This window comes from Saccharopolyspora oryzae, assembly GCF_027853915.1.
Lineage (GTDB): Bacteria > Actinomycetota > Actinomycetes > Mycobacteriales > Pseudonocardiaceae > Saccharopolyspora > Saccharopolyspora oryzae.
In genome coordinates this window covers 110,922-127,642 of the sequence record NZ_JAQGLA010000003.1, presented here as the reverse complement: position 1 = coordinate 127,642, position 16,721 = coordinate 110,922, and the positions used below count along the sequence as shown (strand labels likewise).

Sequence of the window (16,721 nt, the reverse complement as noted above, 5' to 3'; positions counted from 1 at the left end):
TTTCGAGACGAGGCGCACCTCAGCCGCGCGGCGAGAAGCACGGCGGTCCGCCGTCGGTGCCACGGCGGGCGGCGTCGTCGTCGAGGTGCCTTCCTGACCTGCTCCACGAACTCCGCGACTGGCCGACCTGACCTTCCCGGAATTCCGCCCGAGAACGCCGAAAGACTCACTCCGGCGGGATGAACGCCGTCTGGATCATCTGCGGGCCACCACGCAGGCTGCGGCTCACCAAGGTACCGCGACCCGGCGGGAGCGCACGCGACTTGATGTTCGCCACCAGCTGGCCGTCGTCCTTGTTCGCGCTCATCGCCAGACCCGGGGCCGACGTCTCGCGCATCTTGCCGATCAGCGGCTCGTACAGCGCACGACCCGCACCACCGGAGTTGCGGGCCAGGATGATGTGCAGACCCACATCGCTGGCCGTCGGGATGAACTCCGCCAGCGGAGCCAGCGGGTTGTTGCCCTGCGGCGCCACCAGCTCGTAGTCGTCGACGATCACGAACAGCTCCGGACCCTTCCACCAGGAACGGTTCTTCAGCTGCTCCTGCGTCACGTCCGGACCCGGCAGGCGCTTCTTCAGCGACCCCGCCACATCCTTGACGTTGCTCTTGAGCTGGTCCGCACCGACCGCGTACTCCAGCAGGTGGCCGGTGTTGAGGAAGCCGAGCATCGTGCGCCGGTAGTCCACCAGCAGGATGAGCGCTTCCTTCGGCGTGTACCGCTCGGTGATGCCCCGGACGATCGTGCGCAGCAGGGCCGTCTTGCCCGACTCCCGCTCGCCGAACGCGTAGAAGTTCGGCTCGGCGTTGAAGTCCAGGTACACCGGGTGCAGACCGTCCTCGTTGATGCCGATCGGCACCAGCTTCGGGTTCGGCTGCTGCTCCGGACGCGGCAGCTGCTGGTGCGGCAGGAGATCCGGCAGCAGGCGGACCTGCGGCGCCGGGCGCCCCTTCCACGAGCTCTTGACCCGGTTCACCAGGTCCGCGACACCGTCGGAGACGTCGTCGCTCACCTGCGGCAACGCGATCAAGAAGTGCAGCTTCGACGGATGCAAGCCACGACCCGGCCGCCCCTGCGGCACCTTCACCGCGAGCTTGCGCTCGATCTCCGATTCGCTCGGGTCACCCAGCCGCAGCTCGATGCGGGTCTGCATCATGTCCTTCATCGCCGGGCGGATCTCCGCCCAGCGCGCGGCCGTGACGAACAGGTGGATCCCGAACGCGAGGCCTTCGGACACCAGGTTCATCACATCCTGCTCGAGGGTGTCGAACTCCTCGCGGAACGCCCGCCAGCCGTCGATGACGAGGAACACGTCGCCGTACGGGTCATGGGAGAACTCACCGCGCCGCCTGCGTTTCCGGTAGTCGTTCATGCCCTCGACGCCGTGCTGCGCGAAGCGGGCTTCCCGCTCGGCCAGCAGTGTCTTGAGCTCGGCAACCGTCCGCCGCACGACATCCGCGTTGCGGCGTCCGGCGACACTGCCGACGTGCGGCAGGTCCTGCAACGCGAAGAGCCCGCCACCGCCGAGGTCGACGCAGTAGAACTGCACCTCATGCGGGGTGTGGGTGAGCGCGGTCGAAGCGATCAGCGTGCGCACGGCGTTCGATTTGCCGGAGCCGACCCCGCCGACGATCGCACCGTGGCCACCCTGACCGCTCAGGTCCAGCAGCATCGGGTCCTGCCGCTGGTGGTACGGCATGTCGATCAGCCCCACCGGCACCTGCAACTGGCCATTGCCCGCATGACCGGCAGCCGCGTAACCCCGGTCGCCGGTCTGCCGCAACGACGGCAGCAAGGTGTTCAAAGCGGGAGGTTCGGCCAACGGCGACAGCCAGATCTCGCGCGCCGGCGGCCCCTGGTCGCGGAGTTCGGCCAGCAACGAGTCCAGGAAGGTGGCGCTGGTATCCCCGCTGGCCGGGCCGGACACGTACACGGCGCGGAAGCGCTCCATACCATCAGGCTGCTTGAGGTATCCGACGCCGGGCTGCGGCGGCAGCTCGTAGGCATCTGGAACACCGAGCGCCCTTCGACTTTCCGCGGCGGAGAACGTGCGCAGGCAGATCCGGTACGACAGGTGCGAGTCCAGACCGCGCAGCCTGCCCTCTTCCAGCCGCTGCGACGCGAGCAGCAGGTGGACCTGCAGCGAACGACCCATACGACCGATCATCACGAACAGCTCGGCGAAGTCCGGCTGCTGAGTCAGCAGTTCGGTGAACTCGTCAACGATGACGAACAGCGTCGGCAGCGGTTCTCGGCACCGCTCGTCGCCCGATTCCCACATCCGGCGGTAGTCCCAGACGTTCTTCGCGCCCGCCTTGTTCAGGAGTTCCTGGCGGCGGTTCATCTCACCGGCCAGTGCGTCCTGCATGCGGTCGATCAGCGATACGTCGTCTTCCAGATTGGAGACCACCGCCGAAACGTGCGGTGCCGCCGCGAATTCGTTGAACGTCGCGCCGCCCTTGAAGTCGATCAGCACGAAGTTCAGGGCAGTCGTGGGATGCGTGGCCATCATCCCGAGCACGATGGCGCGCAGCAGCTCCGACTTTCCGGAGCCTGTCGCACCGACGCACAGCCCGTGCGGGCCCATCCCACCGGAGGCCGTTTCCTTGATGTCCAGCTGCACCGGACGCCCGAAGTCGTCCACACCGAAGACGATCTTGTATCGCTCCTCGACAGGACGCTGCGCCCAGGCGCGGTACACGTCGAACCCGCTGCTGAGATTCCACAGCGCGACGGGATCAACCGTGCCGCCGGTGGCGCGCTGCGGCGTCTCGATCGCGATCGGCGTGCGGCGCAAGTTCTCCAGGATCGTGGCGATGTCCCCGGGCTCGTCCGCTAGCTGCGGCAGTGCGACGCGGAACCGCTGGCTGCCGGACAGCGCCCAGCCCGGCTCGTCCGGCAGCGTGGCCGACAGCTCCGGGTCGATCCGCGAGCTCGCCGGGTCATCCAGGGCGAGTTCGATGCAGCCCCGAAATAGGACCGCCACCTGGTGCGGGAGGTTCTCCCACTGCCGCGCGGTCAGCATGACGTGCACCCCGAAGCGCACCCCGCGTTCGGCGATCCGCCGGACCGCAGCACCGAACTCCCTGCTGTCCTCGCTGAAGGTCTCCCAGCCATCGACGACCAGGAACACGTCGGCGTGGTCGTCGCCCGGCAGCAGGTCGGAGTGACCACGACGCAGCAGGCGGTAGGTCTCGAGGTCGGCGATGCCCAACCGGTGGAACAGGTTCTTCCGCCGCGCGATGAGCTGCTCGACCTCGCGCAGGACTTCCCGAGCGCTGTCCGCGTCGATCGCGTGGGCCGCGACGTGCTCGTTACGAGCCAGCCCCACCAGCGCACCATCGCCGTCGAGGCAGTGGAAACGGACCTCGGTGGCCGACTGCTTCTCGCAGTGGCCGACGATGAGCGTCCGCAGCAGCGTGGACTTGCCCGAGCGGAACCGGCCGACCACGGCGAGATGACCGTGGTGGCCGAACGGGTCGACGTGCACGATCTCGCCGTGGTGCCGGTCGGCCTCGTGCGCCAGCCCGACCGGGACGAATGCGCTCCCACCCCTGGCGATCAGCTCCTTCAGCTGCGGGGCGACGACTTCGCCGGAAAGCCTGCGCTGCGCGGCCCTGGCGATGCGGATCGAACCGTGCCCCGCCCCGCTGCTGGTCGGTGTCTGCTGCCCTTCGGCACTCAGCTTGCGGAAGGCGAACTGGTAGAGCTCTTCGGCGGTGATGATCCCGTCGCGGTCAGTGTCGGCGGCCCCGGTCCGCAGCGCCTCGATGAGCGTTGCGGTGAAAGCGCTAGCGCTCACAGGCTTGTCGAGGACGAGCTTCTCCTGCTCGTAGGCGTACTCGATCTCGTTGGTCGCGGTCATCACGTACACGCCGGCGCCGAGCTGTTCCTCGATGTCGATCGACGTACCGCTGCGAGCGATGACGTTGCTGGTGAAGGCCCCGCTGTAGCAGCAGTCGAGGATTACCGCGATCGACCGCGCCTGGCTCTGCTGAATCATGCGCTGCACCGCGAAGGCCGGCACCGCAGTGGAGTACGGCAACCTCATGTCGGTGGTGGAGGCGGCGAAGAAGAGCTCGTTGTGGTCGTTCTTGATGCCGTGGCCGGAGACGAAGAGCAGCACCTCGTCCTCCGGTCCGCAGTCCCGGAAGAACGACTCCATCTGCCGTTCGACCTCGGCCTTGGACTGGTTGAGCACCGGCAGCACCGAGTCGAACGCCCCGATGACCTCGTTCTCCAGGAGCCGACCGAACTCGTGGGCTTCCTTCACCGGCGAGCGCAGCCGTCGGAGGCGGGCATCGGCGTAGAGGGAGGTGGCGACCAGCAGCGCGCGGCGGTTGCCCATCGCCTCACCGATCTGGGGTGGGACGGACTTCCTCGTCCGCTGCGAACAACTCCGCAATCCGGCGCTGGACGTCAGCCGAGGTGGCGTCGACGGTGATCTCGTCCCCGTTGGCCTTCTTGACCGTCACCGAGCGCTTCGCAGAGCGGTTGATCAGTGCGATGAGGACGCGGGTGACGGCGGCGACGGTGCCGCCGGAGAGCGTGCCGGTGACGATCAGCTCGGCCAGCTGGGCCCCCGTCCCCGCTTTGCTGTTCTGCGGCGCTTCTTCCCGCGCCCGCCGGATGTCGATCCCCGGCACCGCGCGGAGGTCTCGCGACAGCTGGTCGTGCAGCTGGTGCAGCCGCTGCGGCGGAACTGCCGACTCGTGGATGCTGATCCTCGCCTCGGCCATGCCCCGCTCCCGAACGCCTTGTGCGATTGGACGGGCCATGTATATCAAAAACCCGCAACGCAGCGTGTGCGATCGGTGACATCGACGGAAACGTGGGTGTTTCATGCGAAATCGCCGCTGCCGGGCCCAAGGCGCACCTCAGCCGCGCGGCGAGAAGCACGGCGGGCCGCCGTCGGTGCCCCGGCGGGCGGCGTCGTCGTCGAGGTGGAAGTTCGGCAGCTGGTGGGATTCGTCGTAGTAGCGGTGGAAGACCGGCGTCAGCGAACCCGACATCGGCGGCACGATCCAGCTCCAGTCCACCGGGCACTTCCGGCCCGCGGACTCCTCCTTGGCCAGGTGCGTCAAGAAGCGCTGGGACTCCGTGTGGTGGTCGGTGATGGTCACCCCGGCCTTGCCGTAGGAGTGCAGCACCGCGCGGTTGAGCTCGACCAGCGCGCGGTCCCGCCACAGGGTGTCCTCGCTCGAGGTGTCCAGCCCCAACCGCTCGGCGACCACCGGGATCATGTCGTAGCGATCGGTGTCGGCGAAGTTGCGCGCACCGATCTCGGTGCCCATGTACCAGCCGTTGAAGGGCGCGGCCGGGTAGGAAACGCCACCGATGCTCAACCGCATGTTGCTGATCACCGGGACCGCGTGCCAGCGCAACCCGAGTTCGGCGAACCAGGGCAGGTCCGGGTGGCTCATCGGCACTTCCAGCACTGCGTCCGAGGGCAGCCCGAACATGCGCGGCCCCTCCTCGGCGGTCTCCACGACCAGCGGCAGCACGTCGAAGGCGCCGCGCCGCGGCGGCCGCCAACCGAAACCCGCCATCGCCTCGGTGAACCGCGCGTACCGCGGATCACCGAGCACCGAACCGTCCGGGCACTGGTACCCGGCGTACCGGATCAACTGGTCGTTCCAGATCCGCGGCGCGGGCCGCTGCGGCATCTCCGGCGGGAAAACGCTGATCACCGGCCGGATCTTGCCCTTGTTGGTAGCCATTCGGAGGTGCTCGACGCAATGCCCGGCAACCCCGGCGGCGGTGCGCACGTCGCGCAGATCGCGCACCTTCAAGCTCCGCCAGTACAACCGCCCGATGCACCGAGCGCTGTTGCGCCAAGCCACCCGCGCGCCGAAGGTCAGCTCCTCCGCGGTGTGCCGGTAGGTGCCGACGGTCTCGACCTCGTAGCGAACCCGGTCCAAGCGCTGCTGCAACGACCCGGAGTCCCGGTTCTCAGCGTGGAAGAGCCGCAAGAACTCCTCGGCCTCCCGCATGTCCACCGGAGGCGCGGCGCGGCGAGCGGGCGGCTGCACCGGACGCAACCGCCTGGTCGGATGAGCCGGCATGGAGAAAACGGACTCCGGCGCCTCGCCGCTGACCCTGAACACCCTCACACGTTAGCGCGACAAAAACGATCTTGATCCCACTGGCTCCGGGGTCGTCAGTGCGTAGGCCGGTTCTAGCCGGTTTTTGCACTCACGACCGGTCAGGACACCGTGGGCAGGGCTGGGGTGGTCACGTCGTAGACGTTGCCCGGGCGGGTCAGGAGGGCCGGGAGTATTTGCGCCTTCTTGTCCGACTGGTCCTTGGAACCCCACTCGATCCTGCGGTCGCCCTTGAGCAGGAGGCGGATGTCGTTGGGGTTCTCCGCCTCGACCGTGGTGATCTCACCCCGCACCGGCTCCGGGACAGAGGTCAGCACCAGCATCCCGGCCTTGGTCGCCGGATCGGCCTGGGAGGCTTCCCGGACCTTCAGCTCCGGGAGGTCCGCCGGGGGGTCAGGGACCGTCTGGAACGGCATGCCGGTCGCGTCCACCAGCTGAATTCCGTTGCGCGCCACCAGGAACGCCGCCGCGACCCGCTCGGTGATCCGCACCTGGACCGTCGACGGCCAGGACAGCGTCACCTCCGCTGCCGCGACCTTCGGGACCGTCTGCAGGCGGTCCCGGATCTCGCCCGCGTCGACCTGCATCATCGGGGTTCCGGTCTCGATGCCCCCGGCGCGCACGACCTCCTCGTGGTCGAGCGAGGTGTTGCCCGAGACCTCCACCGACCGCACGCCCAGCAGCGGGGTGAAGTACAGGACCAGCGCCAGCACGGTCACCGCGGCCAGCACCAGCGGCAGCGCCCAGCGGCGCCACTTCGCCGGCGCCAACGCGCCGCCGCGCACCGGTCGTCCGCGAGTGCTGCGCACCCCGGGCCGGTCCGTTGCGCGGCGGCGCGTCGAAGTCACCCTCAGTCCTCCTCGGCGGATCCGCGGTCGATCTCCGCGAGGATCTCCGCGCCGAGCATGGTCACGTCACCGGCACCCATGGTCAGCACCAGGTCACCGGAGCGCACCAGGCCCGCCACCAGCGGCGTCACCTCGGTGAACGACGGCTGGTAGTGCACCTTCTCGGAAGGCAGCGGGATCTGGTCGGCGATCAGCTTGCCGGTGACGCCGGGCTGCGGATCCTCCCGCGCGCCGTAGACGTCGAGCACGACCACCTCGTCGGCCAGCGCCAGCGCGTTCGCGAACTCCGCCGCGAACGCCGCCGTGCGGGAGAACAGGTGCGGCTGGAACACCACGACCAGCCGGCCGTCCCCGGCCACCGGGCGAGCCGCCCGCAGCTGGGCGTCCACCTCGGTCGGGTGGTGCGCGTAGTCGTCGTAGACGCGGATCCCGCGCGCCCGCCCGCGGAACTCGAAACGGCGCCGCACACCGCCGAAAGCGGCGAGCCCGTCGAGCAGTCCGCCCAGCGGCGCACCGAGCTCCAGACCGGCCAGCACCGCGGCGATCGCGTTGCCCGCCATGTGCTCACCCGGCACCGCCACCTGCACGTCGATGCGCTGGCCGCCGAGCTCCACGGTCGCCACCCCGGCACCGTTCACGGCCCGGTAGTCGACGAGCCGCGCGTCGTCGGCGCCGGTCGCGGACTTGCCGTAGCGGCGCACCCGGACCCCGAGGGCCTCGGCGCGCTCCGCCAGCTCCACCGCACCCGCGTCGTCGGCGCTGATGATCAGCACGCCGCCGGGCTCGATGCGCTGCACGAAGTCCTCGAAGACCTTCGTGTAGGCCTCGGCGGTGCCGTGGTGGTCCAGGTGGTCGGGCTCGACGTTGGTCACCACCGCCACCGACGGGGCGAAGACCAGGAACGAGCCGTCGCTCTCGTCGGCTTCGGCGACGAAGATGCTGCCGTCGCCGTGGTGCGCGTTCGCGCCGGACTCGTTGAGGTCGCCGCCGATCGCGAACGACGGGTCGAACCGGCAGTGCTGCAGGGCCACGGTCAGCATCGACGTCGTCGAGGTCTTGCCGTGGGTGCCCGCCACGCAGGCCACCCGGTGCCCGGCCATCAGCGCGGCCAGCGCCTCGGCGCGGCGCAGCACCGTGATGCCGCGCTCCTGCGCGGCCACCAGCTCGGGGTTGTCCGGGCGGATCGCGGTGGACACCACGACGGCCGACGGATCGGTGTCGAACTGGTCCAGGTTCTCCGCGCGGTGCCCGATGCCGATGTTCGCGCCCTGCGCGCGGAGCGCGAGCACGGTCCGCGAATCGCGGGCGTCCGAGCCCGACACCTGCTGGCCGCGGGCGAGCAGGATGCGGGCGATGCCGCTCATCCCGGCCCCGCCGATGCCGACCAGGTGCACCCGGGACAGCACGGCGTCGACGTCTGACGTTGCGGTCACTGTCCGGCCACCTCCAGCACGATCTGCGCCAACACGTGGTCGGCTTCCCGGTGTCCGCTGCCGAGGGTCGCGCGGCTCATCTCCTGCAGCCGCTGCGGGTCCAGCGCCAGCGGCAGGACCTCGTCGATCACCTTCTGCGAGGTCATGTCCTCATCGGACACCAACCGCGCACCGCCCTTGGACACCACCGGCTGCGCGTTGAGCGCCTGCTCGCCGTTGCCGTGCGGCAGCGGCACGAACACGGCGGGCAGTCCGAGCGCGGAGACCTCGGCGACGGTCATCGCACCGGACCGGCACACCACCAGGTCCGCCGCCGCGTAGGCCAGGTCCATCCGCTCCAGGTAGGGCACCGCGTTGTAGACGGGCGCGCCCGGGACCTGCTGCACCGCGATGGTGTTCTTCGGGCCGTGCGCGTGCAGCACGCCGATCCCGGCCCGGCCCAGTGCCTCGGCCGCGCCGGAGAACGCCGTGTTGAGCGTGCGGGCGCCCTGCGAACCGCCGAAGACCAGGATCGTCGGGGCGTGCGGGTGCAGCCCGAAGTGCTGGCGGGCCTGCGCGCGCAGCGCCCAGCGGTCGAGCCGGGTGATGGACTCGCGCAGCGGGATGCCGATGGTCTGCGCGCCGGGCAGCCCGCTGTCCGGGGTCGCCGCCAGCACGCGCTCGGCGAACTTCGCGCCGACCTTGTTCGCCAGGCCCGCGCGCGCGTTGGCCTCGTGCACCACGATCGGCACCCGGCCGCGCGCGGCGAGGTAGGCGGGCAGCGACACGTAACCGCCGAAGCCGACCACCACGTCGGCGCCGACCCGGTCGAGCACCGCGCGGGTCTGCTTCACCGACTCGCGCACCTTCAGCGGCAGCTTCAGCAGGTCGGCGTTGGGCTTGCGCGGCATCGGCACCGGCGGGATCAGCTCCAGCGGGTAGCCGCGCGCCGGAACCAGCTTGTTCTCCAGGCCGCGCTCGGTGCCCAGCGCCGTCACCCGGGCGTCCGGGCGCAGCCGGCGCACCGCATCGGCCAGCGCCAGCGCGGGCTCGACGTGCCCGGCGGTGCCGCCTCCGGCGACCACGACCGACAGGGGGCGCCGCGCCGCGGCAGCACCCCTGGGGTCGCCGAGCGCGCCCTGGTCGATGCGGGCCGTCTGATCGCCGCTCAACGGTGTCCTCCTCGTGTCTGCGCCCGGGATCCGGGGCCGCTGCGCGCGCCGCGCGCGCGGGTGTCCCCGCCTCCCCGGCGTGTTGCCGCCGTGCCGGAGCCCTTCGCACCCGGTCGGCTTCGTGGGGTGGGTCGTGCCGGGCGCCGCTTGGCCGGCGGCCGGTACGGCGCCGGGGTCGGCAGCCGCAGCAGCTTGCCGACGCGGCCCGGTCCCAAAGACCGTAGCGCGGCGATCGCCTCGGGTTCGTTCCGGGCGAAGTTCGCCAGCAGCCCGAACACCAGCATGCTGGTGACCACCGAGGATCCGCCGGAGGAGATCAGCGGCAGCGGCAGCCCGGTGGTGGGCAGCAGGCCGACCACGTAGCCGATGTTGATGACCGCCTGGCAGACCAGGAAGGTGGTCAGCGTCGCCGCGACCAGCCGGATCCACGGGTCGGTGTTGCGGAACGCGATGCGCATGCCCACGTAGGCGACGGTGCCGAACAGCACCAGCACCATCGCGCAGCCGACGAAGCCCAGCTCCTCACCGATCACCGCGAAGATGAAGTCGTTGTGCACGTTGGGCAAGTACTGCCACTTCGACCAGCCCTGCCCCAGCCCGCGGCCGAACAGCCCGCCGTCGGCGAGCGCGTAGAGCGCCTGCAGGGCCTGGTAGCCCTGGCCGGACGGGTCGCCCATCGGGTCCAGGAACGAGGTGATCCGCGCCATCCGGTAGTCGGCGACCATCGACAGCGCCACACCGGCCGTCGCCGCGCCGAGCAGCATCACCACGAACAACCGCAGCGGCGCACCGGCGAACCACAGCAGCGCCAGCAGCACCGCGAACAGCGTGATCGTCGAACCGAGGTCGGGCTGCAGCATCACCAGCGTGAACATCAGCAGCGCGGCGGGCACCACCGGCACCAGCAGGTGGCGGTACTGGTTCATCAGGCCGCGCTTGGTGACCAGCACGTGCGCGCCCCACAGCGCGAAGGCGACCTTGGCGAACTCCACCGGCTGGAACGACACACCGGCCACCACGAACCAGCTCCGCGCACCGTTGAGCTTGGTGCCGAGCGGCGTGAGCACCAGGGCGAGCAGTCCGAGGCAGATGGTGAGCAGGATCAGGCTGTGGCGGCGCATCAGCTTCACCGGCACCCGCAGCGCCGCGTAGAACAGCACCAGCCCGGCGATGCAGTACATCACCTGCTTGCTGAAGACGCTGTAGGACGAACCGTCCTTGTTGAACGAGTCGACGCTGGAGGCCGAGAGCACCATCACCAGGCCGAAGACCGTCAGCAGGCCGAAGACCGCGAGCAGCAGGTGGAACGAGGCCAGCGGCCGGGTCAGCCAAGCGGTCAGCGGGGACAGGACGGTCAGACCGGTCCGCTTCGGGCCGCTGCGCGCGGTCTTGGTGGCGGTGGGCACGGCAGATCACCCGCCGTGCGCGGGCGCCGTCGGGGTGTCGGCCAGAACCTCGCGCACCGCGTCGGCGAAGGCGCGACCGCGGTGGGCGTAGTCGGTGAACATGTCCATCGACGCGGCGGCCGGGGCGAGCAGCACCACCGAACCCGGACTTGCGAACTCGTGGGCCAGCCGGACAGCTTGCAGCATTCCCGCATCGTCCCCTGCCGACACCTCGCGCACGGGCACATCCGGCGCGTGTCGGGCCAGTGCGGTGGCGAACTGCTCGCGATCGCGGCCGATCAGCACCACCGCGGCGAGCCGGTCGGCGTTGGCCGCGACGAGCTCGTCCACGTCGGCGCCCTTGAGCAGGCCGCCGGCGATCCACACCACCTCGGGGTGCGCCCGCAGCGCCGCGTCGGCCGCGTGCGGGTTCGTCGCCTTCGAATCGTCCACATAGGACACTCCGGCGGCTTCGGCCACCGGGACCGACCGGTGGGCACCGGGCTGGAACGCCCGCAACCCGTCGGCCACCGCTTCCGGCTGCACGCCGTAGGCGCGCGCGAGCGACGCCGCGGCCAGCGCGTTGGCGACGTTGTGCGGGCCCGCCGGGTGCACGTCGGCGAGCGACGCGAGCACCGCGCGGTCGCCGAAGGCCCGGTCCACCAGTTCGCCGCCCTCGACGCCGAGCTGCCCCGACTCCGGGGCGCCGAGCGTGAAGGACACCGTCCGACCGGTCGCGGCGGCGACCAGGCGGGTCGACCACTCGTCGTCGGCGTTGGCGATGGAAACCGAGTTGCCCGCGTAGATCTTGGCCTTGGCGGCGCCGTAGGCGTCGAGGTCGCCGTGCCAGTCCAGGTGATCGGCGGCGAGGTTGAGCACGACGGCGGCGTGCGGCGCGAGCGACTCCGACCAGTGCAGCTGGAAGCTGGACAGCTCCACGGCCAGCACCTCGTGCCCGGCGCGGACCGCGTCGACCACCGGCAGGCCCACGTTCCCGCAGGCCACCACGTCGACGCCGGCGGCGCGCAGCACCGACTCCAGCATGCTGACGGTGGTGGTCTTGCCGTTGGTGCCGGTGACCGCGAGCCAGGTCGCCGGGGTCTCCTTCTCCTGGTCCAGGCGCCAGGCCAGCTCGACCTCGCCCATCACCTCGACGCCCGCGGCGGCCGATGCCGCCAGCAGCGGCGCGTCCGGCCGCCAGCCGGGGCTGGTGACCACCAGGTCCGTGCCGGTCGGCGGCTCGGACAGACCGGGAACCAGCTCCGCGCCCTGCGACTGCAACGAGGCGAGGGCGGCGAGCCGATCGGCCGAACCGTCGGTGACGGTCACCGCGGCGCCCGCCGCGAGCAGCGCTTCAGCCGCCGAGCGGCCGGACACCCCGGCCCCGGCCACCAGCACCTGCAATCCCTGGAACCGGCTTGCCACGCCGTCGTCTCCCAATCTCGTCAGTCCGCTCGTGAGCGGCGATGGTGGCTCTTGCGACCATCGCCGCTCACGAGGTGGTCACCGCGTCAAGGCGGCGGAAAGCCAATCCGCGTAGAACAGGCCCACGCCGAACATGCAGCTGATCCCGGCCAGCACCCAGAAGCGGATGATCACCGTGGTCTCGGCCCAGCCCGCCAGCTCGAAGTGGTGGTGGAACGGGGCCATCCGGAACAACCGGCGCCGGGTGGTCCGGAACACCACGATCTGCAGCACCACCGACAGCGCCTCGACCACGAACACGCCACCGATGATGATCATCAGCAGTTCGGTGCGGGTGGCCATCGACAGCCCGGCGAGCAGACCGCCGAGCGCCAGCGAACCGGTGTCGCCCATGAAGATCTTCGCCGGCGCGGCGTTCCACCACAGGAAGCCGACGCAGGCCGCCATCGCCGCAGCCGCCACCACCGCGATGTCCAGCGGGTCGCGCACGGTGTAGCAGCCCGGCGCCGGACCGGACAGCGCGAAGCAGTCGTTGCGCAGCTGCCAGAACGCGACGAGCACGTAGGTCGCCAGCACCATCGCCGCGGTACCACCGGCCAGGCCGTCCATGCCGTCGGTGAAGTTCACCGCGTTCGACCAGCCGCTGATCGCCACGTAGGCGAAGATCACGAACCCGATCACGCCGAAGGAGATCACCGAGATGTCGCGCAGGAAGGACAGCTCGGTCGACGCCGGCGTCACGCCGTGCTCGTTCGGGAACCGGATGGCCAGCACCGCGAACAGCACCGAGGCCACCAGCTGGCCGACCAGCTTCGCGGTCTTGTTCAGCCCGAGGTTGCGCTGCTTGCGGATCTTGATGAAGTCGTCCAGGAACCCGACGATGCCCAGCGCGGTGGTCAGGCCCAGCACCAGCAGACCGGTGACCGTGGGCTGGTCGCCCATGATCAGGTGGGTGGCCAGGTAGCCGCACCACATGGCGACCAGGATCGCCACGCCGCCCATGGTCGGGGTGCCGCGCTTGGCGGCGTGCTGGCTCTGCACCTCTTCGCGGATCTCCTGGCCGAAGCCCTGCTTGGAGAAGACCCGGATCAGGTACGGGGTGAACAGGATCGAGACAACGAGGGCGACCGCGGCCGCCACCAGGATCGGCTTCACGTCGCCTGCCCCTCCGTCCCACCAGCAGCCAGCAAGGCCTCCGCGACCCGCCACAACCCGGCGGCGTTCGACGCCTTGGTCAGGACAACGTCACCGGGACGCAGCTCGGCGCGCAGCAGCGCGACAGCCGCATCGACGTCCGGCACCAGAACCGACTCCTCTCCCCACGACCCCTCCAGCGATGCCGACTGGTGCATCACCTGGGCCTGTTCGCCGACCACCACCAGCCGGTCGATGTTCAGCCGGACGACCAGCTGTCCGATCTCGTCGTGCGCTTCGGTCTCGGCCTCGCCGAGCTCGCCCATCGGCCCGAGCACCGCCCAGGCCCGGCCGGGACGGCCGCGGGTCATCGCGGCCAGCGTCTTCAGCGCGGCGCGCATCGACTCCGGGTTCGCGTTGTACGCGTCGTTGACGACCGTGACGTCGTCCGAGGTCTTGCTGACCTCCATGCGCCGCGCCGACATCCGCCGCACCGAGCCCAACCGCGCGGCGACCTCTTCGAGGCTCGCGCCGAGCTCCAGCGCGACCGCGGCGGCGGCCAGCGCGTTGCCGACGTGGTGCTCGCCGAACAGCGGCAACGTCACCCGCGCCGAGCCCTCGGCGGTGACCAGCGTGAACGTCGGCCGCGCCAGCTCGTCGACCGCGATGTCCTCGGCCCGCACGTGCGCGTCGGGACGCTCCCCGACCAGCACCACGCGCGCCTTGGTCCGCTCGGCCATCGCCGCGACCAGCGGGTCGTCGCCGTTGAGCACTGCGACGCCGTCCGCGGGCAGCGCCTCCGGCAGCTCGCCCTTGGCCTGCGCGATCGCCTCCTGCGAGCCGAACTCGCCGACGTGCGAGTGCCCGACGTTGAGCACCACGCCGATGCGCGGCGGCGCGACCTCGCACAGGTTCGCGATGTGCCCGACGCCGCGCGCGGAGAGCTCCAGCACCAGGTGCTTGGTGTTCTCGTCGGCGCGCAGCACGGTCCACGGGTGCCCGAGCTCGTTGTTGAACGAGCCGGGTGGCGCGACCGTCGGCCCCATCGGTGCCAGCAGCTGCGCGATCAAGTCCTTCGTCGACGTCTTGCCGGACGAGCCGGTCACGCCGACCACGGTGAGCTGCGGCAGGCGGTCGACCACGTACCTGGCCAGCTTCGCCAGGCCGGTCAGCACCGCGGCACCGGAGCCGTCCTCGTCCCCGGCGAGCGCCAGCGCGCCGGAGCGGTCCGAGTCGGGGATCGGCGGCACCACGACCGCCGGCGCGTCGACCTCGCGCGCGGCGAGCACACCCACCGCACCGTCGGCGACGGCCTGCGCGGCGAAGTCGTGCCCGTCGACCCGTTCGCCCGGCACGGCCACGAACAGCCCGCCGGTCTCGACCTTGCGGGAGTCGAACTCGACGCCCGCGGTGACGGTCTCCGAACCTTCCGCACGATGAAGCCCGCCACCCACCGCACGCGCGATGTCAGCGAGGCTGAGCCGGATCAACTTGCCTCCACTCCGTCTTGCGGGCTCACCCGCACCCGGTCGGCTTGCGCGAACGCGACTCCGCGCCCGCTACGCCTCCTCGTGGACCTGCCCCCGACGAACATCGGTCCCTTCTGGGCCCCCAAGCCTATGGCGGAGCGCGGCGGCCAGTTCCTCCCGGTCGGAGAACGGGTGCACGACCCCCGCCACCTCCTGCCCGGTTTCGTGGCCTTTGCCTGCGACGACGACGATGTCCCCGGGCGCGGCCCGCTCGACCGCGGCGGCGATGGCGGCGCGCCGGTCGCCGATCTCGAGGACCTCGCCGCGTTCGCCGGCGGGCACCTCCTCGGCACCGGCCAGCATGGCGGCCCGGATCTCGGCCGGGTCCTCGCTGCGCGGGTTGTCGTCGGTGACGATCAGGAGCTCGGACCGGCGCGCGGCGGCCTCGCCCATCAGCGGCCGCTTCGCCACGTCCCGGTCGCCGCCGCAGCCCAGCACGACGATCACGTTGCCGTCGACCTGCGCGCGCGCCGCGTCGAGCACCGCGGACACGGCGCCGGGCTTGTGCGAGTAGTCCACGACGGCGGTGAAGTCCTGCCCGAGCGCGACCCGCTCCATCCGGCCGGGCACGTCGACCTCGGCCAGCCCGCGCTCGATCGCCCAGGTCGGCACGCCCGCCGCGTGCAGCGCACCGATGGCCAGCAGCGCGTTGGCGACGTTGAACGGACCGGGCAGCCGCAGCCGGATGTGCAGCTTGAGCTCGTCGGGTCCGTGCGCGGTGAAGGTCTGCTCGCCGGTGGCGAAGGCCTGCACGTCGGTGGCCGACCAGCTCGCGCTGCCCTCGATGGACACTGTGATGGTGCTGTCCTTGACCAGGCGGCGGCCCCAGTCGCTGTCGACGCAGACCACCTCGTGCTCGGCGCGGCCGTCGAACAGCAGCGCCTTGGCCTGGAAGTAGTCCTCCATGTCGCGGTGGAAGTCCAGGTGGTCCTGGGAGAGGTTGGTGAACGCCCCGACGGCGAAGCGGGTGCCGGACACCCGGCCCATGGCCAGCGCGTGGCTGGAGACCTCCATCGGCACGAACGTGACCCCGTGCTCGACCATGACCGCGAGCAGCGCCTGCAGGTCGGGAGCTTCCGGGGTGGTGAACGCGCTGTCCAGGCGTTCCCCGGCGATGCGGGTCTCCACGGTGCCGACCAGCCCGGTGCAGAACCCGGCGGCCTGCAGCGCGGACTCCAGCAGGTAGGAGGTGGTGGTCTTGCCCGAGGTGCCGGTCACCCCGAGGATCTTCAGCCGGCTCGACGGATCGCCGTAGATCAGCGCCGAAGCGGTCCCGAGCACACCGCGCGGATCGTCGTGCACCAGCACGGCCACGCTGCCGTCGACGACGGCCGGGTGCTCGGCGAGCTCGGCCCGGTCGACGCCGGCCTGGTCGGTGAGCACCGCCACAGCACCGGATTCCAGCGCGCCCTGGGCGAAGTCCGCACCGTGCACGCGAGTACCGGGCAAGGCGGCGAACAGGTCACCGGGACGAACGTGCTGAGCACGCAGCGTCGCCCCGGACACCGGCACGTGGGCAGTGGACCGACCAGGGGCGCGAAGCACGCGCGCACCGATGTGATCGGCGAGTTTCTCGATCTCCACCGGCTCCACGTGGGAAGGGCGCGGCGGAGCTGTGGCAACCGCGGAAGGCACGTCGCGACAGGCTACCGGTACCCCCCGAGCCCGCATCCCCATGGTCGCCCCACCACCCACCCCACCCCGGCTGAACC

The 16,721-nt window shown here is 70.8% G+C and carries 11 protein-coding genes; all 11 read right to left on the bottom strand.

Annotated features, from left to right (window positions below; genetic code table 11):
- Positions 1-166: 166 nt before the first annotated feature.
- Complete coding sequence (gene eccCb / locus OU415_RS03180; protein ID WP_270946990.1) at positions 167-4,348, bottom strand: type VII secretion protein EccCb; 4,182 nt, start codon at positions 4,346-4,348, stop codon at positions 167-169.
- Between the two features lie 4 nt (positions 4,349-4,352).
- The gene (locus OU415_RS03175) at positions 4,353-4,739 is read right to left on the bottom strand and encodes an effector-associated constant component EACC1 (RefSeq protein WP_270946989.1); all 387 of its coding nucleotides are present in this window, start codon (positions 4,737-4,739) and stop codon (positions 4,353-4,355) included.
- A gap of 138 nt (positions 4,740-4,877) precedes the next feature.
- Positions 4,878-6,065, bottom strand: a complete 1,188-nt coding sequence (locus OU415_RS03170) for a nitric oxide synthase oxygenase (protein ID WP_408641775.1) — start codon at positions 6,063-6,065, stop codon at positions 4,878-4,880.
- Between the two features lie 140 nt (positions 6,066-6,205).
- Complete coding sequence (locus OU415_RS03165; RefSeq protein WP_270946988.1) at positions 6,206-6,952, bottom strand: cell division protein FtsQ/DivIB; 747 nt, start codon at positions 6,950-6,952, stop codon at positions 6,206-6,208.
- Between the two features lie 2 nt (positions 6,953-6,954).
- A complete protein-coding gene (murC, locus tag OU415_RS03160; protein WP_270946987.1) occupies positions 6,955-8,385 on the bottom strand; it encodes a UDP-N-acetylmuramate--L-alanine ligase in 1,431 nt (476 codons plus the stop codon).
- Entirely contained in the window at positions 8,382-9,512 is a 1,131-nt protein-coding gene (gene murG, locus OU415_RS03155) for an undecaprenyldiphospho-muramoylpentapeptide beta-N-acetylglucosaminyltransferase (protein WP_270947113.1), read from the bottom strand. The genes murC and murG overlap by 4 nt, the downstream gene beginning before the upstream one ends.
- Positions 9,513-9,532: 20 nt before the next feature.
- Positions 9,533-10,942, bottom strand: coding sequence for a putative lipid II flippase FtsW (gene ftsW / locus OU415_RS03150; protein ID WP_270946986.1), 1,410 nt, complete (start codon positions 10,940-10,942; stop codon positions 9,533-9,535).
- Between the two features lie 6 nt (positions 10,943-10,948).
- Complete coding sequence (gene murD / locus OU415_RS03145) at positions 10,949-12,346, bottom strand: UDP-N-acetylmuramoyl-L-alanine--D-glutamate ligase (protein ID WP_270946985.1); 1,398 nt, start codon at positions 12,344-12,346, stop codon at positions 10,949-10,951.
- A 78-nt stretch (positions 12,347-12,424) separates the two neighbouring features.
- Positions 12,425-13,501 (bottom strand): phospho-N-acetylmuramoyl-pentapeptide-transferase, encoded by a 1,077-nt coding sequence (gene mraY / locus OU415_RS03140; protein ID WP_270946984.1) that lies wholly within the window; start codon positions 13,499-13,501, stop codon positions 12,425-12,427.
- Positions 13,498-14,970, bottom strand: coding sequence for a UDP-N-acetylmuramoyl-tripeptide--D-alanyl-D-alanine ligase (locus OU415_RS03135; RefSeq protein WP_270946983.1), 1,473 nt, complete (start codon positions 14,968-14,970; stop codon positions 13,498-13,500). Before OU415_RS03135 ends, mraY begins: the two co-directional genes overlap by 4 nt.
- Before the next feature lie 69 nt (positions 14,971-15,039).
- A complete protein-coding gene (locus tag OU415_RS03130) occupies positions 15,040-16,680 on the bottom strand; it encodes a UDP-N-acetylmuramoyl-L-alanyl-D-glutamate--2,6-diaminopimelate ligase (protein ID WP_408641773.1) in 1,641 nt (546 codons plus the stop codon).
- Positions 16,681-16,721: the final 41 nt, after the last annotated feature.